At 71.2% G+C, this 21,334-nt stretch carries 15 protein-coding genes; 9 read left to right on the top strand and 6 right to left on the bottom strand.

Annotation, left to right across the window (positions count from 1 at the left end; translation table 11 throughout):
* Nucleotides 1-120: 120 nt before the first annotated feature.
* Nucleotides 121-1,026, bottom strand: coding sequence for a histone deacetylase (locus AB1L88_RS19020; RefSeq protein WP_367098267.1), 906 nt, complete (start codon nucleotides 1,024-1,026; stop codon nucleotides 121-123).
* 148 nt (nucleotides 1,027-1,174) lie between these two features.
* Between AB1L88_RS19020 and AB1L88_RS19015 the strand changes: the two genes are divergently transcribed.
* Together AB1L88_RS19015 and AB1L88_RS19010 are read left to right on the top strand one after the other, a co-directional pair.
* Entirely contained in the window at nucleotides 1,175-2,260 is a 1,086-nt protein-coding gene (locus tag AB1L88_RS19015; protein WP_367098266.1) for a carbohydrate-binding family 9-like protein, read from the top strand.
* 844 nt (nucleotides 2,261-3,104) lie between these two features.
* On the top strand, nucleotides 3,105-4,367 hold the full coding sequence (locus tag AB1L88_RS19010; protein WP_367098265.1) for a glycosyltransferase: 1,263 nt from the start codon (nucleotides 3,105-3,107) through the stop codon (nucleotides 4,365-4,367).
* 21 nt (nucleotides 4,368-4,388) lie between these two features.
* Here the strand turns inward: AB1L88_RS19010 and AB1L88_RS19005 are convergent, their stop codons facing one another.
* The 4 genes from AB1L88_RS19005 to AB1L88_RS18990 form a co-directional block, all read right to left on the bottom strand.
* A complete protein-coding gene (locus tag AB1L88_RS19005) occupies nucleotides 4,389-5,321 on the bottom strand; it encodes an alpha/beta hydrolase (RefSeq protein ID WP_367098264.1) in 933 nt (310 codons plus the stop codon).
* A 48-nt stretch (nucleotides 5,322-5,369) separates the two neighbouring features.
* Nucleotides 5,370-6,332 (bottom strand): NAD(P)-dependent alcohol dehydrogenase, encoded by a 963-nt coding sequence (locus AB1L88_RS19000; RefSeq protein ID WP_367098263.1) that lies wholly within the window; start codon nucleotides 6,330-6,332, stop codon nucleotides 5,370-5,372.
* 202 nt (nucleotides 6,333-6,534) lie between these two features.
* A complete protein-coding gene (locus AB1L88_RS18995; protein ID WP_367098262.1) occupies nucleotides 6,535-7,293 on the bottom strand; it encodes a YceI family protein in 759 nt (252 codons plus the stop codon).
* Nucleotides 7,294-7,426: 133 nt separating this feature from the next.
* Nucleotides 7,427-7,912: a MarR family transcriptional regulator gene (locus AB1L88_RS18990; protein WP_367098261.1), complete on the bottom strand. Its 486-nt coding sequence runs from the start codon at nucleotides 7,910-7,912 to the stop codon at nucleotides 7,427-7,429.
* 325 nt (nucleotides 7,913-8,237) lie between these two features.
* Between AB1L88_RS18990 and nhaA the strand changes: the two genes are divergently transcribed.
* Together nhaA and AB1L88_RS18980 are read left to right on the top strand one after the other, a co-directional pair.
* Nucleotides 8,238-9,824, top strand: coding sequence for a Na+/H+ antiporter NhaA (gene nhaA / locus AB1L88_RS18985; RefSeq protein ID WP_367098260.1), 1,587 nt, complete (start codon nucleotides 8,238-8,240; stop codon nucleotides 9,822-9,824).
* Nucleotides 9,825-10,002: 178 nt separating this feature from the next.
* The gene (locus AB1L88_RS18980; protein WP_367098259.1) at nucleotides 10,003-10,668 is read left to right on the top strand and encodes a PEP-CTERM sorting domain-containing protein; all 666 of its coding nucleotides are present in this window, start codon (nucleotides 10,003-10,005) and stop codon (nucleotides 10,666-10,668) included.
* A 20-nt stretch (nucleotides 10,669-10,688) separates the two neighbouring features.
* Here the strand turns inward: AB1L88_RS18980 and AB1L88_RS18975 are convergent, their stop codons facing one another.
* Nucleotides 10,689-14,651 (bottom strand): tetratricopeptide repeat protein, encoded by a 3,963-nt coding sequence (locus AB1L88_RS18975; protein ID WP_367098258.1) that lies wholly within the window; start codon nucleotides 14,649-14,651, stop codon nucleotides 10,689-10,691.
* Between the two features lie 355 nt (nucleotides 14,652-15,006).
* Between AB1L88_RS18975 and AB1L88_RS18970 the strand changes: the two genes are divergently transcribed.
* The 5 genes from AB1L88_RS18970 (at nucleotide 15,007) to AB1L88_RS18950 (ending at nucleotide 20,960) form a co-directional block, all read left to right on the top strand.
* The gene (locus AB1L88_RS18970) at nucleotides 15,007-16,815 is read left to right on the top strand and encodes an SUMF1/EgtB/PvdO family nonheme iron enzyme (protein ID WP_367098257.1); all 1,809 of its coding nucleotides are present in this window, start codon (nucleotides 15,007-15,009) and stop codon (nucleotides 16,813-16,815) included.
* 273 nt (nucleotides 16,816-17,088) lie between these two features.
* Nucleotides 17,089-18,273, top strand: a complete 1,185-nt coding sequence (locus AB1L88_RS18965) for a glycosyltransferase (RefSeq protein ID WP_367098256.1) — start codon at nucleotides 17,089-17,091, stop codon at nucleotides 18,271-18,273.
* Between the two features lie 47 nt (nucleotides 18,274-18,320).
* The gene (locus tag AB1L88_RS18960; protein ID WP_367098255.1) at nucleotides 18,321-19,124 is read left to right on the top strand and encodes a hypothetical protein; all 804 of its coding nucleotides are present in this window, start codon (nucleotides 18,321-18,323) and stop codon (nucleotides 19,122-19,124) included.
* Entirely contained in the window at nucleotides 19,124-20,305 is a 1,182-nt protein-coding gene (locus AB1L88_RS18955) for a glycosyltransferase family 1 protein (protein WP_367098254.1), read from the top strand. The genes AB1L88_RS18960 and AB1L88_RS18955 overlap by 1 nt, the downstream gene beginning before the upstream one ends.
* Complete coding sequence (locus tag AB1L88_RS18950) at nucleotides 20,268-20,960, top strand: glycosyltransferase (protein ID WP_367098343.1); 693 nt, start codon at nucleotides 20,268-20,270, stop codon at nucleotides 20,958-20,960. Before AB1L88_RS18955 ends, AB1L88_RS18950 begins: the two co-directional genes overlap by 38 nt.
* Nucleotides 20,961-21,334: the final 374 nt, after the last annotated feature.

Here is a 21,334-nt window from a genome sequence, read left to right as displayed (position 1 = left end):
CGATTCCCCGGGATTCGAGGAACCCGGTCGAGCAACAGCATAGCCGCCGCAAGGAGGGGCCGTCGAGCACGATCGAGGGGGATGGCCGGGGCTCGGGGCGTCGGCGGCGCCCCGGGCCGGTCAACCCGGCAGGCCCTCGACGGCCAGCCGCACGGTGGCGAAGTGGATCGCGACGATGTCGTCGACATCCTCGGAATAGCCGCCGGCCATGCTCACGGCGACGGGGATCCCCCGCGAGCGGAGCGCATCGAAGACCAGGCGGTCGCGGGCTTCGAGCCCGGGCATGGTCAGGGCCATCCGGCCGAAGCGGTCGGCCTGATACGGGTCGGCCCCGGCGAGATAGATGGCCAGGTCGGCCCGGGAGCGGTCGATCGCCTCGGCCAGGCCGGTATCGAGGGCGGCGAGGTAGGCGTCGTCTCCCGTGCCGTCGGGCAGGGGGACGTCGAGATCGCTGGGGGGCTTGCGCAGGGGATAGTTCCGCTCGCCGTGGATCGAGAAGGTGAAGACGGTCGGGTCGTCGGCGAAGATCAAGGCCGTGCCGTCCCCCTGGTGCACGTCGCAATCGACGATCAAGACCCGGCGGGCCAGCCCCTCCGCCTGCATCGCCCGGGCGGCGATGGCCGAGTCGTTGAAGACGCAGTAGCCGGCGCAGCGGTCGGGGGAGGCGTGGTGGGTGCCGCCGGCCAGGTTGATCCCGAACGCTGCGCCGGCCAGCACGTCTCGGGCGGCGGCGACGGTGGCCCCGGCCGACCGCCGCGATCGCTCGATCAACTGCGGCGACCAGGGGAAGCCGAGCGCCCGGGCCTCCTCGGCGAGGAACTGGCCGGAGACGGCCCGGGCGAGGTAGTCCGCCTCGTGGGCGCGGAGGATTTCCGGATCGGTCGCGGCCGGCGGCTCCCGGAGCAGGTCGCCGGGGACGATGCCCGACTGCTCGACCCGGTCGCGCAGCCGGGCGTATTTCGCCATCGGGAAGCGGTGCCACTCGGGCAGGGGCAAGACGAAGCGGTCGCTGGAGTAGATCGCCACGGGGAAGCACCTCGACCTCGGCCTCGGCCTCAAGGGCGCGTTGCGCGTGATTGGGACGGGCGGTCATCGACCGCAAGGGGATCGGGACGTATTGTAGGCATCGGTATGACCGGGAGGACCGGCCGAGTTCCGAGGAGACTATCGCATCATGCTGGTATCGTCGCTTCTTGCCGTGCTCGTGACGGCCCCTGGGGTGCTCGACGAGGAGCCGAGGCGCCACGAGTTCACCGCCGCGGAGGCCCGCGGCTATGTCGCGTACCGAGTCCCGGGGCCGATCGCCGTCGATGGTCGGCTCGACGACCCGGGCTGGGAGGGGATTCCCTGGACCGAGGTCTTCCTCGACATCGAGGGGGACGCCCGCCCCCGCCCCCGGTTCAAGACCCGCGCCAGGATGGCCTGGGACGATGATTATTTCTACATCGCCGCCGACCTGGAAGAGCCGCACGTCTGGGGGACCCTGACCGAGCACGATTCGGTCATCTTCTACGACAACGACTTCGAGGTCTTCATCGACCCCGACGGCGACAATCATCAGTACTACGAGTTCGAGATCAATGCCCTGAACACCGGCTGGGATCTCCGCCTCGTCAAGCCGTACCGAGACGGCGGCCCCGCCCTGAACGAGTGGGAGATCCCCGGCCTGAAGACGGCGGTGCACGTCCGGGGGACGCTCAACGACCCGACCGACGAGGACGAAGGCTGGTCGGTCGAGATCGCGATGCCCTGGGCCGCCCTCGGCGAGTACACCGACCAACCCAGCCCCCCCCGGGACGGCGACCGCTGGCGGGTGAACTTCTCCCGGGTCCAGTGGCAGCATCAGATCGTCGATGGTCGCTATCAGAAGGTGCCGGACACGAGGGAGGACAACTGGGTCTGGTCGCCCCAGTGGGTCATCGACATGCACCGGCCCGAGCGCTGGGGGGACGTCCTGTTCTCGACCGGGCCGGCCGGCACGGTGGAGTTCCGCCCCGATCCTGCCCGCCCGGCCCGCGACTTCCTGCACCTCGTCTACGAGGCGCAGAAGGCCTTCCGCACCACGCATGACCGCTGGGCCGGGTCGGTCGAGGAACTCGGCTTCGATGCCGGTCCCGAACCCTCGCTGACGATCGAGCCGACGGACGACGGCTACACGGCCTCGGTCATCGTGCCCGCCGCCGAGGGGGAACCGGCCCGGCGCTGGACGATCGCCCACGATTCCCGGATCACCAGCGTCCCGCTCGACTCGGCCCCTTGAGCGGGCCGCCGGCTCGCCTCGCCTCCCCCGGGCCGCGACCCGGGGGGGCGCCCGTCGCCGAGACTCGCTCGGCAGGGGCGAATCCTTTTGAGGCGTAGGATCAACGGGCGAACGCTTAAGCCAGAAATTTAAGTGCGGTGGTTTTCCTAATTGAACGCGGGATCTCGGCCTGATGGGCTGGTTTGACGGCCTCTTCGGGAGGCGAATAGCGTAAGAATGCCGGTTTTGACGGCGGAGTGACGGCGGCCGATCGGCCCCCGAGTCTGGCATCTCTTGTTGGTTTGGGCGGCAGATTTTATCGTCGAAATGGCAATGCGCCCGGTTCGCCCGCCCCTGGGCTCGCGGAGGGGCGTCGGCTTGCGTGTCGATCGAGCATCGGCAGCCGGGACCGATCGCGTTGCATCGACGAAACACGGACAGCCAAAGATTCGCCCCGACGTCACACGGTCTGCCTGAGGGGAGTTTGATCTCCATGAATGCGTGTTTTCCCGGGGGTGGCCCGCTCGGGCGGTCCCGAGACGAGCCGGACCCGGCGGGCGCCGGCCCCCTGGAAGACCCGCGGGAGAGCGTCCGGGCCGTCCCTGTCATCCTGGCACACACCCGCGCGACCGAATCGTCGGAATGGATGGTCGATCATGGATTTGAAGGTGGTTCGCGAGGATCGTTCGCCCCGGTCGGGCCCTGGTGGCACCGATCGCCGAGCGACCCGAGGCCGATGAACGGGCCGGCCGTCGCCGCCCGGCCGTCGATCACGGGCCGGGACCTCTCCCTCAACGATCTCCTCTCCTTTCCTTGACGAACGCCCGGGTGCTGGACACCCAAGCTCTGTTCTGGTGACCCCAAGATGACCTTGACTGTGAATCGAAACATGCCGCCGGCCCGGCTGACCGAAGCGTGCGATGGCGTCGTCTGGTGCGGGAACGTCGACTACTGGTACCACAACCGGGGCCATTCGTCGGTCCGTATGGCCGTCCGCCTGGCGAAGCGGGGCGTCCCGACGCTCTGGATCAACAGCATCGGCATGCGGATGCCGGTCCCCGGTCGGACCGAGATCGCCTGGAGCCGATACACCCGCAAATTGAGCAGCATGCTCCGCGGATTGCGTCGCGATCCGGAGACCGGGATGTGGGTCTACTCCCCGCTGTTCGTGCCGAAGTACTCGCCGAAGGGGATCGAGCTGAACGGCCGGCTGCTCGCCTGGCAAATCGCCGCGTTGAGGCGCTGGCTGGGCATGAGGCACGCCTCGGCCGTGGTCTCGATGCCCACGATGGGCCCCGCGGTCGAACGCCTGACGTGGTCTCGCACGGTCTTCGAGCGGTGCGACGACTTCGGCTCGATGCCGGGGGCCGATCACGCCACCATCGCCCCGCTCGAACGCCGACTGGTGGTCGGGTCCGACGTGGTCATCTACGTCAACGAAGGGCTGATGGAGGCCGAGCGCGGGCTGTCGAGGCATGCCGAACTGATCGGGCACGGCGTCGATTTCGAGCGATTCGCCCAGGAACGACCCGAGGGTGCCCCCCCGGAAGGGCCGCCCCCGAGCGCCCTGAAGGGCCTTCCCCGGCCGATCATCGGCTTCTACGGGGGGATGGACGACTACCGGATGGATCGCGAGCTCCTGGTGAAGGTCGCCCGGCACGCGGCCAGTCGCGGGGGATCGCTCGTCCTGATCGGCCCGGCGCAGATGGACCTCGGCCCGATCCTGGAGGAGCCGAACGTCCGCCATATCGGCCAGATGCCGCCGAACGACCTGCCCTCGTTCGCCGCCCACTTCGATGTCGGCATCATCCCGTTCCTGCGCAACGAATTCAACGAGAGCTGCAATCCGATCAAGATCAAGGAATATCTGGCGATCGGCTTCCCGGTCGTCGCGTCGGAGCTGCCCGCCTTCGACCCGTACGAGGGCCTGATCGAGCAGGCCACCTCGCACGACGCGTTCCTCCGGGCGATCGATCGGGCCCTGCTCGACGACACCCCGGGACGGACCCGGGCCCGCCGGGCGACCGTGGCGGCGGACAGCTGGGACCGCGTGACCGACCGCATCGCCGAGCTGCTCGGCTGCCCTCCCCGCCTCGAAGGAACCGAGGAGTCCGGCAGGACCCCTTGAGGGGTCGGCTCCCCGGGCCGATCAGGGGGCCCAGGGCGAGGAGGTCAGCCACCAGGTCATCGTCCGGGTCACGCGGTCGGCGGCGTCTTGCTGGACGAAGTGGCCCGCGCCGGGGATGGTGACGAGGGTCAGGTCGTCGGCGACCCAGTCCCAGGTGCCGGCCAGGGCACCGGGCAAGAGGGCGGCGTCGTCGAGGCCGTGAATCATCAGGACGGGGCATTCGACGGGAGGGAACGATCGCCCTTCGAGGGCCTCGTCGTAGGGCGGCCTGGGATAGTTGGCGCGGTAATAGTTGAGCATCGCCGCCCGGGACGATCGCCCGAACGCCTCGACGTAGGCGGCCCGGGCGTCCGGGTCCCTGACCCATCCGGCGAGCAGGGCGGGGGGGATGAGCGCCTCGGCCCCGTCGGCCTGGAAGCTCCGGGCGTACTGGCTGGCACGCTGCTGCTCGGGGTTCTCGGCCAGCTCGCGGAGCAGGCCCTTCGGGTGGGGCAGGTTGAGGATCACCAGCCGATCCGTCTGCTCGGGGTGGGCCATGGCGAACGACCAGGCGATCATCCCCCCCCAGTCGTGCCCGACGATCACGGCCGACTCGGCCTCGAAGTGCCGGATGACGGCCGCCACGTCCTCGACCAGGCGATCGAGCGCGTACGCCTCGACCCCCTCGGGCTGGTCGCTCTCGTTGTAGCCGCGCAGGTCGATGGCGACGACGCGGAAGTGCTCGGCGAGCGGCGGCATCTGGGCCCGCCAGGTGTACCAGAAGTCGGGGAAGCCGTGCAGCATGACCACGAGCGGCCCGTCGCCCATCGTCGCGTAGTGGATCTGCACGCCGTCGGAGTCGGCCTTGCCGTGGGTGACGAGGTCGCGGATGTCCGGGGGGGTCGCCCCGGGGGCGTCGTCGGCCGGCGCGACCAGGCCCAGCGAGGCGACGATCGACAGCAGCAGGTGAGGCATCCGATCACCTCCGTTCCCCTCGCGGGGCAGGGGGTTGAATCAAGGGTGTCAGTCGATCCGGAGCACGATCTTCCCGCGCGTGCGGCCGGTCTGGCTCTGCTCGTGGGCCAGGCGAACGTCGTCGAGCGGGTAGACGTGCTCGACGACGGGCCGGAGTTCCCCCTGCTCGGCGAACCGGGCCAGGGTCGCCAGATCCTCTCCCCGTGGCTTGACCAGGATGATCGCGGCCCGACGCCGGACGCCGAACGGGCGGAGCACCGGCAAGAGGCCCATCCAGCCGATCAGGGTCGGCGAGGGCAGGGTCGAGACGTACGTCCCGTCCGGCTTCAGGATGTGGCGGGCCCGGCCATAGTTGCTCCGGGCGACGGCGTCGAGGAACACGTCGAACCGCTCGTCGCGCCGGGTCACGTCGTGCACGGTGTAGTCGATCACCGTGTCGGCGCCGAGCGACCGGACCAGCTCGGCATTCGGGGCCGAACAGGTCCCCACGACCCGAGCGCCGAGCGCCTTGCCGACCTGCACCGCGAAGGTGCCGACCCCCCCCGAGGCGCCGTTGATCAGGACCGACCCGCCCGAGGGGACCCGGCCGAGGTCTCGGAGCGATTGCAGGGCGGTCAGGCCGGCGATCGGGACCGAGGCCGCGTCTTCGAAGCTCCAGGCGTCCGGCTTCCGGGCGGCGGCCGATTCGGCGATCACGGCGAACTCGGCGTAGCTGCCGGCCTGGGCCTTCCTCAGGTCGGCCATGCCGAAGACCGGATCGCCGACCCGGAATCGGGTCACCCCTTCTCCCAGGGCCTCCACCTCGCCGGCGAGGTCGCCGCCGAGGATCAAGGGGAAGGTCGGCCGCAGGATCCCCCTGAGCATCCCGCTGCGGATCTTCCAGTCGACCGGGTTGACCCCCGCCGCCCGGACCCTGACCCGGATCGTCCCCGGTTCCAGCTCGGGACGCTTGACCTCCCGGATCTGGAGCCGATCGGGGCCTCCGTATCCGTCGATCACGGCGGCTTTCATGCGTTGCAACTCCTCGGGCCCGGGGGCCGGACCGCCTCGGGGCATCGGGGCGGGGATTCATGCGAGGCCAGGACGGCGGCCGGGATGCGCGGCGGCGGCAAGGGCGCCCCCGCTTACGACCAGGTCGGCCGCGGGATGTCCGGGGGCCTCGGCCGCCGGACATCCCGGGTCGGGGGGGCGTCGGGCATGCTCGGCAGGCAGGTTACTCGGCGGCCTCCTCGGCCTCGGCGCCTCGGGGGGCGTCCACGTCCAGGCGGATGACGACCTCCTTGTTGATGATGTTGTCGCGGACGTCGGCCTCCGACCCGTAGACGATCCCCCAGATGGTCCGGTCGATCTTGAACTCGGAGTCGAGCGAGACCGCCTCGTCGGTGATGGCGACGGTCGCCGGGAAGGAGACCGACTTGGTGACGCCGTGCAGGGTCAGGTTCCCGGTGATCTCGTGGGTGCCCCCCTCGGAGGTGTCGGCCACGATCGCCGTCGAGACGAATTCGGACTCGGGATAGGTCTCGACCTCGAAGAAGTCTTCATTCTTGAGGTGGCCGGTCAGGCGGTCGTTGTCCGACCAGATCGAGTTCATGTCGATCGTGACCGAGACGGAGCGGATCGAATCGCCTCCGGCGGGCAGGACGAACCGGCCGGTGAAGGTCTTGAAGCCGCCGTCGTGACTGCTGCCGACGAGCTTCGAGCCGACGAAGTCGATCGAGGAGTTCGAGCCATCGAACGCCGCTTCCTCGGCCGCGGCCAGGGCGGCCTCGTCCGCGGCGACGGGGGCGGCGTCGGACTCCTCCGCCTCGGCCTCGAGACCGGCGTCGGCGGGCGTCGCGTCCGACTCCCCCGGGACGGGCTGGGCATCGCCGACCTTCGCCGCCGTCACGTCGGCCGCCGGGTTCGAGCAGCCGGGGGCGGCCACGAGGAGGAGCAGGGCGAACGGGGCAGACCATCGCGCAAGAACGTTCATGGAAGTCGATCCTCGAAAAGAGAGAAAGGGTCTGGCAAGGCGGAACGCGGGTCGGGACGCGAGCGAGATCCACCGACCGTCCCCCGACCGGCCGGCGGACCGGGCCGGGTGCCGGACGGACGCGGGGGATCGCTCAGGGGGGCGGCTCGTCGGGGGAGCAACGGGCCTTGGTCAGCAAGGTGCTGAGGGTTTGCAGCTCGTCGGGGTCGAGGTGACCCAGGAGGCTCCGGTGCAGGGCCAGCACCGGCTCGTCGAGCTGGCCGAGCCGGCCGAGCCCGTCGGGGGTGATCCGGACCCGGACGACGCGGCGGTCGGTCGCGGATCGGTCGCGGACGACCAGGCCGGCGGCCTCGAGCCGATCGACGAGCCGGGTGATGTCGGGGGTCGAGGTGACCATCCGGCTCGCGATCTCGAGGCTCGGCAGGCCCTCGCCCCCTTCCCCGCGGAGGATCCGGAGGATGTTGTACTGCGCCGGGCTGAGCCCGTGCCGGCGGAACAGCCGGATGAACCTCAGTTGCAGCCGGTCGGCCGTGCGCATCAGGTTGAGCATCGCCTCCTGCTCGGGCACGGCGAACGGCTCGCGCTTCTTCAACTCCTGCTGCAATCGGGAGCCGACCATTACCGACCACCTGGGCACGTCTCTTCGGGGAGGTCCATCCTCGGCCGCCAGATTCTACGGCCCTCGAAATGGTTGTGTCAACAACCAATGGGGGTGTCCAAGGTCTCTTGGCGGCGGAATCGCGATTTTGGTCTAATCGACGGCGATCGGTCCGGGGCGAGGTCGTCCCGGAACCGTCCCCCCGGCTCGCGGTGCGGGGGGGAACCCCGGGAAGCGCCGTCGGATTCCGCCGCGAGCGTGCCTCGACCGCCCGCCGTTCGGGGTGCGTCGAGGGGATCAAGCGCCCTCTCCTCGCGCGTCAGATCAAGGGATTTGAGACAGTCGCATGCATCTACCTCCTCGTAGCATGGGCAAGATCGAGGTCCATTCGCGGCAATCGGTGCTGGCCCGCCGGGTCGGCCTGCGAGCCTTGACGTTCATCCACACGGCCGAGGCCGGCGGGGCGGCCCTCTTCCTGGCCGCCACCATCGCCATCCTCTGGGCCAATTCGCCGTGGGGGGAGACGTATCAGAAGATCTTCCACACGCCGGTCGAGCTGACCGTCGGCGAGTTCTCGCTCGCCCCCCCGTCGGAGCAGTCCAACGGCGACGGCGCGGATCACGGGCACGAGGGGACGGGGCCCGGCGGCCACTCCGCCGAGGACGAGGCGGCCGCCGACCTGGTCGCCGCCAGCATCGGGGGGGCCTCGGCCTTGCCGCCCCCCGCGGCGGGCGAGCCGCACTCCGACTCGGCGGCGAGCGAGGCGCACGATCACGGCATGACCCTGCACCACTGGATCAACGACGGCCTGATGGTCCTGTTCTTCTTCGTCGTCGGCCTCGAGATCAAGCGCGAGATGGTGCTGGGCGAGCTGGCCAGCCTCCGCAAGGCGGCCCTGCCGGCGGCCCTGGCCCTGGGCGGCATGATCGTCCCGGCGGCCATCTATGCCGCGATCAACGTGGCCCCCGGCGGGGTCTCGCGCGGCTGGGGGGTGCCGATGGCGACGGACATCGCCTTCGCCGTCGGCGTGCTCGCCCTGCTGGGCAGCCGGGTGCCGAACTCGATCCGGGTCCTGCTGCTGGCCTTCGCCATCGTCGACGACATCGGCGCGATCATGGTCATCGCCCTGTTCTACACCGAGCAGATCTCGATCATGGCCCTGATGCTGGCCGTGGCGATGGTCGGCGTGGTGATCATCATGCAGCGGATCGGCGTGCTCGACATCTTCCCCTACATCCTGGTCGGCGGGGTCTTCTGGGCCTTGCTGCTCAGCTCGGGCGTGCACGCCACCATCGCCGGGGTGGTCCTGGGGCTGATGACCCCTTCGGTCCCCTGGCTCGACATGCAGCGCTATTCCGAGGAGCTGGACCGGCTCCAGGCCCAGTACAACGAGGCGATGCGCTTGAAGAACGAGGACGAGGCCAGCTTCATCCTCGGCAAGATCGAGCACCTGACGCAGATGACCGAGTCGATCCTCGATCGCCTGATCCGCTTCATCCACCCCTGGGCGGCGTTCGTCGTCTTGCCGATCTTCGCGCTCGCCAATGCCGGGGTGGTCATCAATGCGGAGAGCCTGAGCACTGCCCTGTCCAGCCCGGTGCTCTGGGGGGTGGCCCTCGGCCTGTTCGTCGGCAAGCCGGTCGGCATCACGCTGCTGGCCTGGCTCGGCCTGAAGACCGGCCTGATGTCCCTGCCGGAGCACACGAACCTCCGGCAGATCTTCGGCATCGGGATGCTCGGGGCGATCGGCTTCACCGTGGCCCTGTTCATCACGGATCTGGCCTTCATCACCCCCCAGGACACCGACGCGGCGAAGCTCGGCATCCTCATGGCCACGCTGGCCGCCAGCGTCGTCGGCCTGCTGTACCTCAGGAGCGTGCTCCCCGAGCGCCTTTCCGACCAGATGACCCCGGCCGAGGCCGCCCGCCACTGACCCGGTCGTCATCGCGTGTTGCAAGAATGCAACCAGATTCGCGGCCGTCGCTTGTCGAACCCGATCGCCCCGGCATAGCATGTCGGGGCGATCGTTTCGTTTTGATGGGACCGGAAGCCGTTGGTTCCGGAACGTGGCCGACATGATCTCGCACTCGTCGCAAGGCGGAGGACCCCCGATGACCCGGCAGCCGTTTCCCCTGATCATTGGCGCGCTGCTCGGCGTGCTGTCCTCGGGCGTCGCCCCCCAGACGGCCGAGGCCGGCTTCATCCTCCGGGAGGTGAAGGCCGAGGAGGTGCTCGACCCGATCGGCTTCTACCAGGCCGAGCTGGTCCTGACGGGCCTGCCCGGGACGTTCATCAACGGCTCGAACGACCCGAACGAGCGCGACTTCGTCACCGTCTTCGACATCCCCGACCTCGAAGGAGACGTCGGCAAGCCCGCCGGCTGGTCGAGCCGGGCCGACCTGATCCCGGACGGGTTGCCCGTCGGCTTCGATGACCCGACCTTGCCGAACCTGACCTTCTCCTACCTCGCCGGCGAGCCGATTTTCTTGCCCAGCGGCGTCTCGGAGCTGGTCATCGGCGCCTTCTCGTGGCAGACGTTCGACGTGAATCCGCTCATCCTGCTCCGAGAGATCCGCTACGCCTGGCAGACCTCCAGGCGGCTGGACGACGGGACCGTCATCAAGGAGACCGGCTTCAACGTCGCCCCGGTGTTCGTCATCCCCGAACCGGCCTCGGTGGTCATGACCGCCGCGGGCCTCGGCCTGGTCGGGCTGCTCGTCCGGCTCCGCCGCCGATCGCCGATCGGGGCCGGGGGATCGGCTCCGGCCCTGAACTGATCGGGGGCCGAGCGGCCCGGTCAGGGGGTCGGCGGTGCCGGGGCTTCATTCGCGGTGCCGTCGCTTGACTCCGGAACAAGATTGACGGGAGGGGAGAGCAACGTCTCGAACTCTCCCCGGTCGCGGAGCGGGCCGAACCGCTCGGCCCGGTCGCGGAGCAGGTCGCGGCTGACCCCGGCGTCGATGGCGACGCGGAGCTGGGCCATGGCCCGCTGGCCCAGCTCGGCAAGCAGGCCCTCGGATTGTGAGGGGTCGAGGGCAGGGTCGGCGGCGATCGCCTCCAGGCATTCGCCCAGCAGCTCGGCGGCCCTCACGCGCAGCTCGGGGCGACTGGGCAGGGCCTCGGCCAGGTCCGAGGCGGTCCGGGCCGCCTCGGCATAACGGCCCTGGGCCAGCAGGGTCTCGACGAGCCGGGCGCTGGCCCGGTCGAGCGTCTCGCGGAGCATCGGGGCGTTCATCGCCCTGGCCCCCTGGCGGGCATGAGCGATGGCCGCTTCCAGCGGTTCGCGGGCGTCGTCGGTCGCCCCCCGGTCGAGCCGAAGGCCGGCCAGTTCGAGGGCGACGATGCTCGCCATCGAGTGCTCAGACGCCCCGGCCTCGGGCCCATCGGCCAGGGCCATCAGCAAGTCGGCCGACCGGGTGACTTCCTGCTCGGCTTCCTCCGGTCGGCCCAGCTCGGCCAGCCGTTCGCCCAGGTTGTAGTGGACCATCCCCAGGTGGCGGGTCAGGGTCGGCGTCATCGATTCCTGACCCTCGGCCAGGCCCTGCAACAGGCCGAGCGACCGGCGGATGGCCTGCTCGGAGTCGTCTCGCTTCAGGTTGCCGAGGTTGGCCAGGGCCATGGCCAGGTCCGATCGGAGCGAGGCATTCTCGGGCCGATCGGCGAGCAATCCCTCGAAAATCGCGATCGCCTCGCGGTAGACCTGTTCGGCCCGGTCCTCCTTGCCCGAGGCGGCCAGGATCGGCCCGAGCGTGCTGAGGCTCGCGGCCTCGTCTTGCCGGTACGAGGGGCGATCGGGGTGGCGTTCGACCAGGGTGCCGAACAGCTCGCTCGCCCTGACCAGATCCGCCTCGGCGGCGTCGAAGTCGCCGAGGATGTCGAACAGTCGGCCGCGATTGAGCAGGGCCGCGCCCAGGGCATCGGCCGCGTCGGGGATCTCGGGGAAACGCCGGTCCAGGTCCTCGGCGGCGGCCACGGCGCGGTCGTAGGTCAGGCCGGCCTCGTCCTCGTTGCCCCGCTGCTCCAGCACGGTGCCCAGGTTGACGAGGGCCAGCACGCGATCGCGGCCGATCTTCAGCGGTTCGGGGGCCATCTCGATCAGGGCCGAGTACAGCTCGACGGCCCGCCGCTGGGCCTGCTCGGCCTCCCGAAGGCGGCCGGATGAGGAGAACAGGACCCCGAGATTCAGGTGCCCCCGGGCCAATGCCCGGCGATATTCGAGCCGCCCCGGGAAATCCTCGGAGAGCCGTTCGAAGTGGGCGATCGACGCCCGCAGCAACTCCTCGGCTTCGGTCACTTCGCCGCGACGACGCAGCAGGATGCCCAGCGTGTTGCCCGTCTTGGCCAGCCCTTCGCGGAGCCGGGGGACGGTGGGCAGCTCGGCCAGCAAGGGCCCCTGGATCGCCATCGCTCGGCGGAGCATCGGCTCGGCCTCGTCGGGCCGATCGAGCATGACGAGCAGGACGGCGAGGCCGTCGGTCACGGTCCCGAGCTCCCGACGCAGGGGGACGTTCGCCTCGGGGCCATCGGCCAGCGGTTCGAGCCGGTCGATGGCCGACCGATACACCGTCTCGGCCTCGTCGAACCGGCCCGAGAGCTTCAGCAGCTCGGCCAGCTCGGCCTCGGCGGCGGCGATGGCCAGGGCGTTGGCCGGGCTCGGCGGCTCGTGGCCCGCGATGGCCTCGCAGGTGGCGATCGACTGGCGGAGCATCGGCTCGGCCTCGTCGGCTCGGCCGAGTGCCCCGAGCAGGTCGCCGAGGTTGCTCCTCGCCTCGGCCAGGACCCGATGGGCCGCCCCGGTGTGGGGCATGGCCGCCAGGGCGTCGATCGCCTCGCGGTAGGCCCGTTCCGCCTCGTCGAACCGCCCGAGCCGGGCCGAGATGTCGCCGATCCGGACCCGGGCGCGCTCGCGGTCGACCGCGGCCGAGGCCCCGAGCCCCCCCTGCCGGACGAACCCCTGATAGAAGGCCAGCGCCTCGTTGATCGACCGCCGCAGGGCGTCGTCGATGGGGGGGGCAATCAGGCCGTCCGCCGGCCCGCCCCCGGGGAGGTCCGCCTCCGATCGGTCTTCCAGCCCGGACAGGGCCCGGCGGAGGAAATCCTCCTGGCGAGGGTCGGACAGGTCCCCGAGGATCGTGTCGGCGACTTCCAGATACATGTCATCGACGGCGGCCCGGGCCAGCCCTTCCATCTGGGCGGCCCGATTGCGCTCGCGGCCGATCAGCGCGGTGCTGAGCAAGAGCACCGGAATGGCCGCGACGACCAGCGCGGCGGCCACGGCCGCCTTGGTCCGGTGTCGCCTGGCCCAGCGGCCGGCCCGGACCGCGATCGGCTCCCGGTAGACGCTGACCGGCTCGTCGGCGAGCCACCGGCGGATGTCTTCGGCCAGCTCGGGGACGGCCTGATAGCGGTCGGCCGGCCTGCGGCTCAGGGCGTGCAGGCAGATGGCCTCCAGCGGCTTCGGCACGGCGGGATTGAGCGACCGGGGCGTCGGCGGGTCTTCGTCTCGGGCCATCCGGAGCAGCTCGGTCGAGTCCTTGCCCACGTGAGGCGGGCGGCCGGTGAGCAGCTCGAACAGGATCGCGCCGAGGCTGTAGATGTCGCTCGTCGGGCCGAGTTCCTCGATCGCCCCCCTCGCCTGCTCGGGCGGCATGTAGGCCGGCGTGCCGAGGATCTGGCCGGCGACCGTCTCCGATCGCTCGGGGTCGAAGGCCACGATCGGCGCCCCCGGCCCCTCGTGCTCGTGCTCGTGCTCGCCGGCGGCGGGGGCCATGGGGTCGGGGCCGCCGGCGGGCCGGGCGAGGCCCCAGTCGAGCACCAACGCCTCGCCGAAGTCGCCGAGCACGACGTTCTGCCCCTTCAGGTCGCGGTGGATCACCCCCTGTGCGTGGGCGAAGGCCACGGCGTTGCAGACGTCGAGGAAGGTGTCGAGCAGCCGACGCAGCGCCATCGTCGAGTCGGCCCGGCCCTCGGCGCGGTCGCGGTGGAAGTCGGCGATGGCCCGGGCGAGGGTGCGGCCCCGGACGAACCGCATCGTGTAATAGGGCCGACCGTCTTCCGGATGGCGGCCCAGCTCGTGCACGGGCACGATGTTCGGGTGTTCGAGCTGCCCGGTGATGCGGGCCTCGGTGATGAACCGTTCCCAGAGGGTCGGGTGGTTCAGGCTCTCGGGTTTCAGCTCCTTCAGGGCGACTTCCCGGCCGAGGACCAGGTCGCGGGCCCTCCAGATCTCTCCCAGGCCCCCCTGGGCGTGGAGCTGGGTCCGGGTGTATCGGCTGGAGCTGAACTCGCCGGACGATCGCCCCAGCGGTTCGAGGCCGACGAATCGTTTGGGGATCGGCTCCGAGGCGTCGATCGTGCTGCCGAGCAGTTCGAGGCCGTCGCGGGTGTCGATGGTGGCCTGGAAGCGGAAGTCGGCCGAGCCGGATCGGGAAGGGCTCCCGGACTGCTGGGGGGCCGAGGCGTCGATCGTCGCCTCGAACGCGGGGGGGCTCAGGCCGGTCATCGCGGTGAGGACCTGATCGTCGGCCACTGCCGCCCAGAGGGCCTGCGGGTTGCCGTCGAACCGCCGGATCAGGGCATCCAGCTCGCCCCGGAGCCGGTCGCACGCCTCGGCGCTCAGGTCGCCGCGACCGACGAGCAGCTCGGCCAGCGGTGCGGGCGATTGCGACCGGGCCTCGAACGCCGCGGCCAGGCGGTCGGAGTCGATCTGCCGAGATCGCAGGGCCAGGGCGGCGAACAGCGCGTCGTGGTCGATGCTCATGCGAACGAGCCCCGGATCAAAGGACGAGGGGACCGCCAGGACACAACGGTGTGACGACCGAAGCGGGCCGGCGTCGGCCTCGGGAACGTGGCGACGGTCGATCCATCGTATCGTAGCGAAGAAATGACCGCCGTCGAATGGGCCGGTCTTCGGATTGGGTCGTTGGGTCGATCGAGCCGGCGGCACGAGGTGGTTTCGTCCGGAGACGTCGGGGCGGACTTGTTCCGTCAAGGCCGTTGTGGATACCCTGGAACACGAAGGGCCGCGATTCCGGCCTGGTTCCCCGACCTTGCGCGGCCGGTTCCCGGGCGAGACGCTTGCCGACTCGCCGGGCAACCGCGGGAGCGATCCCCTCATGGCCGATTCCAACTCGTCCGAATACGATCTCGCCCCGCCGCCCCGCGGCACGCCTCCGCCGAATCGGCCCCCGTCGTCGAGGCCGAGCGACGAGGGGGCCCCTCCGCCGTCGGGGCCTCGGCAGCCGCCGAAGCCGCTGCCGAGGCTCTCTCGGATGGCGGCGACCGGCCCGGACGACGCCGGCGCAGACGCCGGTGCCGAGGGCAAGCCGTCGCGGCCGACCGATGCCGGCTCGGGCCGGGCCTCGCGGCGCGACCGCAATGCCGAGCGGCTCGCCCGCCGGAAGGCGGGGTCCGCCGAGGAGGACGACGAGCCCGGGAATCGGACCCTCGCCACCCCCACTCCCACGCTCGACACCGTCGAGACCCGGGGGCGAGTCCGCCTGATCCTCGGCATCATGGCCGCGTCCGCCGTGGTCCTGGCCATCGCCATGATTGTCCGGGCCGTGGGCGGGGGCGGTTCCGCCGACACGGCCGACGTCTACGTGATCGACTCGACCCAGATGTTCGGCCCGCCGGCCGCCAGGGCCCGCAACGCCGCGGAGCCGACCGGCGGCCCCGCGGCCGAGGACGCCGCCCAGAGCCTGATGGCCCGGGCGCGATCGGCCCTGACGATCCAGCTCGCCCACTCGTACCTCCAGCGGATCGTCGACGGCTACCCCGACACCCAGGCCGCCGCGACCGCCCGCGAGGCGCTCGACCGGATCGCCGACCGGCAGCCGCCGTTCCCGGATATCCCGTCGCTGGCCCCGGAAGTCATCGTCCTGGCACCGGCTCCCGCCCCCGCCCCGGAGCCGGACACCGCGGCCGATCGGGTGGTGGCCCCCCCTCCGGAGCCGCAACCCGCGCCCGAGCCGGAACCCGAGCTGGTCGTCCGCGTCCTGCCGAACGGGTTCTCGCCCGCCCCCGACGCCGAGGAGGACTCGTCGGGCTGGCCCTCTCGGATCGTCTGCGATCGGGACGGCATGACGATGGTCCTTGTCCCGGCCGGGGTTTACATCATGGGCCGGGACGGCGGGCCGCCGTCCGAAAGCCCGGCCCATCGGGTCGAGCTGCCGCCCTTCTACCTCGACGAGCACGAGGTCACGGTCGAGCAGTTCGCCCGCTATCGCGAGGCCCTGACCCAGCGAGGGGAGACGGTCTTGCCGAGGCCCGAGGAACTGACCCGGCTCGGCCTGACCCCTCGGCATCCGGTCGTCCTGACCTCGGCCCAGGAGGCGCTCCGGTACGCCGAATGGGCCGGGAAGTCGCTGCCGACCGAGGCCCAGTGGGAGGCCGCCTCTCGGGGGCCCGACGGCCTGATCCGCCCGTGGGGGGCCGCGCCTCCGCCGTGGCCCCGACAACGGACGAACCGCTCGATCGAGCCGGTCCGGGCCTACCCGGCCGACCGCTCGGCCGCCGGGCTGTTTGACATGGCCGCCAACGCCTGGGAATGGACGGCCGATTGGTTCGAGGGCGGGGTGTATGGCGCCCGGGCGCGGTTCGTCGCCTACAACCCGGGAGGGCCGGAGCGGCCGTCGTCGCAGCCCCCCCGGCAGACGGTCCGGGGGTCCTCCCCCTCGCACGACCTGACCTACCGCGAAGGGATGCCGGTGACGACCCGATTGCCGTATCTCGGCTTCCGCTGCGCGTTGAACGTGGAAGGCTTGCCGATCGCCGGCGCCGGACCTCGGCCGGCCCCGACGCCCGTCCAGGGGTCTCCCGGCGCGGCCCCTCCCCCTCCGCCGCGGCAACAGCCACCGCAGCCGCAGCCACCGCCACCCCGGCAGCAGCCGACGACGAACCCGGGGACCCTGGTCCCGTTCTGATCGGCGGGGGAGGGGGTGACGGTCGGGCCCGGCGGGGCGATCCGGAAGTCCTCGCCGGGCGATCGAACCGCGTTGACAGGCGGAGCGATCCCGGCTACAGTCCCCCCGCACGTCGCGGCCATGATCGGCTGGATGGGCGCAACTGATGATTCGGCACCAGGTTCGGCCCCCTTTGCGTCCCCCGACCGCGTCATGGTCCCGGTCCGAGTGCGGGCGGCCCCACGGACGAGGCTGCACACCGGCTCGCACCGAGGTGACGGGCGAGGGCAAGTCATGGAAGATCACCCCGCCGGTCCGGCATGTCAGGGGCCCCGGGGGCAGTGGCCGCTTTCGGTGGTCGTTCCCGTCCGAGACGGGGGCGACGCCCTGACCCACTGCCTCCGGGCGCTCCGCGTTTCTGCCGGCGTCAGGTTCGAGCTGATCGTCGTCGATGACGGCTCCCGGGACGATTCGGGCCGCAAGGCCGAGGACGCCGGGGCCGTGGTCGTTCGCCACGATCGGCCGCTCGGGCCCGCCGCGGCGCGGAACAATGGGGCCAGGGCGGCCTCGGCCCCGATCGTCTTCTTCCTCGATGCCGACGTGGCCGTGCATCCCGACGCGGCCCGGAAGGTGCTCGACCGCTTCCGGGCCGACCCGGAGCTGGGGGCCCTGTTCGGCTCGTACGACGACCGGCCGACCGCCCCGGGCCTGGTCAGCCGGTTCCGGAATCTGCTGCACCACGACACGCATCAGCGCGGGACCTTCCAGGACGAGGCCCGGCCGGCCCACACCTTCTGGACCGGCTGCGGGGCCATCCGCCGCGACCTGTTCCTGGCGATGGGGGGGTTCGACCCCCAGCTCTACCGACGCCCGGCGATCGAGGACATCGAGCTGGGCTACCGCCTGACCCGGGCCGGCCACCGGATCGACCTCGTGCGGGACATCCAGGTCACCCACCTGAAGCGCTGGACGCTCCGGGAGGTGATTCGGACCGACATCGCCTGCCGAGGGGTCCCCTGGACGTTGCTCATGCTCCGCTCCGGGGTGGCCGAGACGGACCTGAACGTCAGCGTCACCCAGCGGGCGAGCGTGGCGGCGACGGCCTTGACCGGGCTCGGCCTGCTCGTGAGCCCGATCGAGCCGACGGCCCTGGTCCTGGCGGCGATCGGCCCCTTGGCGGTGGTGGTCCTGAACGCCCGATTCTACCGGTTCCTGGCCCGTCGGATCGGCATGATTCGATCGGTGTTGAGTGTGCCGTTGCATCTGCTCTACTTCGTTTGCTGTGGCCTGTCGGTCGTGATTGCCCTGGCGATCTGGCTCGGTCAGCGGCGGGTGAGGCAGCCGATCGCCGACCGCCAGCCCCTGCGGCCGAGGCCCGACGCCCCCGCCGAGATCACCGCCGCCGGCCCCCACACCCTGGCCCCTCAGCCCGCCCCCCGGAGGCGATCCTCATGGTCCCGGACCGAGACGCACCCCTGAGACCCACCGGATTGCCGTCGGGACCGGCCACCGAGGCCGGGGCCGCGATGGCGACTTCGACCGTCGCGGTCGTCCGATCCGACAATCGCCGCGGGGCCGTGGCCGAGGCACTCGCCCTGCTCGACGCCGAGATCCGGCCGGTTCTCGCCGGCCCGGCCGTGGTGCTCGCCCATCTGGAGGCACGACGGGCCGATCCGGCCCCGATGTCGAGCCTGCTCGACGTGCTGCTCGCCGGGAGCGTGGGAGAGGTGGTCGTGGCCTCGGGACAGCCCGGCGCGGCGGCGATCGTCGATCGGTCCGGCTTCCGCCGTGAATGCTGGGGTCGGCCCGTCCGGTTCCTCGACCTGGCCCGGGACGAGGAGCGCTGGCGGACGATCGAGCGGCCGGGAGTCGGCTCGATCCGACTGGCGGAGACGGTGGCCTCGGCCGGGTGCCGGGTCGCCTTGACGCCGATCGCGTCGTTCAGGGGACGACACGGGATGCCCGCCGGGCGTCGAGGGATGCTGGCGGCGCTGCACCCGGACGACCGAGGGCGGTTCGACGGGGTGCCGATCCGCCGCGCCTGGCCCGATCTGAGCGTGGTCGAGGGGCCGATCGGCCGGTTCGGCCGCCAGGTGGTGGCGATCGCCGGGATCGATCCGACGGCCGTGGACGCGGTGGCGGCGAGTTTGCTGGGCATGGGTCGACGGGGCCTCTCGGGGACAATCAGTGCTGAACTGGAGCCGCCTCGGATCGCGGTCATCGGTGACCCGATCGCGCCGGAGCCGGTCCGAAACTGGCGGCCCTCGTTGTCGCTGGGCCGAGGGCTGCGGCGGGATCCCGGGCACGGGACTCCCGAAGGGGGGTCGTGATGCGAATCGGCCTGGATGGGGGCTGCCTGTCGAATCGGCGGGGGTTCGGCCGGTTCGCCCGGTCCTTGCTGGAGGCTCTGGGGAGGGTCGCCGGCGACCGGGAGTTCGTGGTCTTCGTCGATCGACCGTCGCTGGGCCGGGTCGAGGTCCCGGCAGGGTTTGCGACGGTGGCCGTGCCGGTCCGGGAGGCGCCGAGCCAGGCGGCGTCGGCCGAGGGGAGGCGGCGGGTGCCCGACCTGCTGGCCTTCAGCAGGGCCGCGGCCGGGGCGAAGCTCGATGCCATGGTCTTCCCCTCGTCGTACAGTTTCTTCCCGGTCTGGGACGTCGGGCGGGTGGTGGTGACGATCTTCGATGCGTTGCCCCTGATCTATCCCGACCTCGTGTTCCCGAACCGGCGCGGGCGACTCTTCTGGACAATCAAGGAGCGGGTGGCGGTGCGGTCGGCCGCCTTGATCCTGACGACGTCCGAGGTCTCGCGCCGCGACCTGATGACGCATTACCGATTGGCGGCCGATCGGGTGGGCCTGATCGGGGCTGCGCCCGATCCCGTCTTCCGGCCGACGGAGGCGGGGCCGGACTCGGACGAGGCGTTGAGGCGGTACGGGCTGCGGGCGGGAGAGCGATTCCTCCTCTATGTGGGCGGGTTGAGTCCTCATAAGAATCTGGTCCGGTTGATGCGAGCGTTCGCCCGGTCGGCCCCGGGCGGGGTGCGGCTGGCGATCGTGGGGGACTTCGGCGACGTCTTCCACACGCACGCCCCGGAGTTGCGGGCCGAGGCGGAGCGGCTGGGGGTGTCGGATCGGGTCGTGTTCACGGGATTCGTCCCGGATGCGGAGCTGGTGTACTTGTACGGCCGGGCCGAGGCGCTGGTGCAGCCGTCGTTGCTGGAGGGGTTCGGCCTGCCGCCGGTCGAGGCGATGGCATGCGGCACCCCGGTGCTGGCGAGCACGGCCGGGTCGCTGCCCGAGGTCGTCGGCGAGGCGGGCCTGTTTTTCGACCCGACCGACCCGGACGCGATGGCCGGGGCGATGGCCGCACTGCTCGGCGACCGGGCCACCCGCAACCGCCTGGCCGAGGAGGCCCTGCGACGATCGGCCCGATTCACCTGGGACCTCGCGGCCCGGCAACTGATCGATCACCTGGATGGACTCGGATCGGATCCTCAAGCAAGGGTGGCATGAGATGAACATCTGCGTGATCACGCGATCGCTGGACCCTTCGATCCCGGCCCTGGCGATGGCCCGGGAACTGGACGAGCTGGGGCATCGGGTGGCGGTGCTGCTGGCCCCGTTGCATCCGGACGCGATGCCGCCCGAGTCGGATGAGCGGGAGCCGGGCGGGCCGGTGGTGCACCGGTTGGAGGTCCCGCGGTGGCTCGGGCGGTTGGGGGGGCGTCGGGTGCGTCGGCTGGCGATGGCTCGCGTCCTGCGGCGGCTCGATCCGGAGGTCGTCCACCTGGCCGATGACGGGGACCGGGGGGTGGCCGTGCCTTCGGGGGCGGTGGTGCTGCTGAGTGCACCCGGGGCCCTTGGACTGCGGCGGGGGGATGCGGTGGTGACGCCCGACGGGCGATTCTTCGACCGATCGGGCGTGCTCCTGGAGTGTCCCGGCGTGCCGCCGATGCCGAAGGCCCAGGCGGTGACCGATGGGCTTGATCCGGACGTGTCGGCCTCGCAGTGGCGGGTCCTGACGTACCTGGCCGGCGTCGACCAGGTGCGCCGGTCGCGGCGGGTCCGGCTCGATCGGCCGCATGGGGGTGTTGCCCCCCGGCCCGTTCGATCGCCGCGCCGATCGCTGCGTGATGCCGGGTCGCTGGGGGCGGTGGGGACGGCCTGAGCTGGATTCGTTTCGGGGATCGGCTGCGCGGGCCGGAGGGGATTCGTTCCGGGGATCGGCCGGCTGCTCGGTTGGATTCCTTTCGGGAATCGGCATCGGGCGGGAGAGGGGGGCCGAGCGTCCTGACAGGGATGGGGTTCCGCCCCTTGGTCATGGCCCCTCGGTGCGCCCGATGCGCGGTCGCGGTGCGCTGTGACGGACGGCCGGCGTCAGGGCGGAATCGCTTCCCCTGAAACGGGTTGCGTTCAAGCCTCGGATTTCGTTTCGGGGGCCGTTCCTCAGGGGGGCGGCCTCGTTTCGTCGATCGTCACGGCCATCCTGGGAGTGACGTGTTGAGACGGGATGCGCCTCGTGATGCGCTTCTGATGCGCCTC

Source organism: Tautonia sp. JC769 (genome assembly GCF_040717455.1).
Taxonomy (GTDB): Bacteria; Planctomycetota; Planctomycetia; order Isosphaerales; family Isosphaeraceae; genus Tautonia.
The sequence above is the reverse complement of the archived record's forward strand: the minus strand, read 5'-3'. Positions and strand labels throughout refer to the sequence as shown.

Excerpts from the sequence above, each read along its gene's own strand:
- AB1L88_RS19010 (WP_367098265.1), top strand. The coding sequence starts at position 3,105 with ATGACCTTGACTGTGAATCGAAACATGCCGCCGGCCCGGCTGACCGAA.
- AB1L88_RS18950 (WP_367098343.1), top strand. The coding sequence starts at position 20,268 with ATGGACTCGGATCGGATCCTCAAGCAAGGGTGGCATGAGATGAACATC.
- AB1L88_RS18995 (WP_367098262.1), bottom strand. The coding sequence starts at position 7,293 with ATGAACGTTCTTGCGCGATGGTCTGCCCCGTTCGCCCTGCTCCTCCTC.
- AB1L88_RS19015 (WP_367098266.1), top strand. The coding sequence starts at position 1,175 with ATGCTGGTATCGTCGCTTCTTGCCGTGCTCGTGACGGCCCCTGGGGTG.
- nhaA (WP_367098260.1), top strand. The coding sequence starts at position 8,238 with ATGCATCTACCTCCTCGTAGCATGGGCAAGATCGAGGTCCATTCGCGG.
- AB1L88_RS18980 (WP_367098259.1), top strand. The coding sequence starts at position 10,003 with ATGACCCGGCAGCCGTTTCCCCTGATCATTGGCGCGCTGCTCGGCGTG.
- AB1L88_RS18955 (WP_367098254.1), top strand. The coding sequence starts at position 19,124 with ATGCGAATCGGCCTGGATGGGGGCTGCCTGTCGAATCGGCGGGGGTTC.
- AB1L88_RS18990 (WP_367098261.1), bottom strand. The coding sequence starts at position 7,912 with ATGGTCGGCTCCCGATTGCAGCAGGAGTTGAAGAAGCGCGAGCCGTTC.
- AB1L88_RS19000 (WP_367098263.1), bottom strand. The coding sequence starts at position 6,332 with ATGAAAGCCGCCGTGATCGACGGATACGGAGGCCCCGATCGGCTCCAG.
- AB1L88_RS18965 (WP_367098256.1), top strand. The coding sequence starts at position 17,089 with ATGGAAGATCACCCCGCCGGTCCGGCATGTCAGGGGCCCCGGGGGCAG.
- AB1L88_RS18960 (WP_367098255.1), top strand. The coding sequence starts at position 18,321 with ATGGCGACTTCGACCGTCGCGGTCGTCCGATCCGACAATCGCCGCGGG.
- AB1L88_RS19005 (WP_367098264.1), bottom strand. The coding sequence starts at position 5,321 with ATGCCTCACCTGCTGCTGTCGATCGTCGCCTCGCTGGGCCTGGTCGCG.
- AB1L88_RS18970 (WP_367098257.1), top strand. The coding sequence starts at position 15,007 with ATGGCCGATTCCAACTCGTCCGAATACGATCTCGCCCCGCCGCCCCGC.
- AB1L88_RS18975 (WP_367098258.1), bottom strand. The coding sequence starts at position 14,651 with ATGAGCATCGACCACGACGCGCTGTTCGCCGCCCTGGCCCTGCGATCT.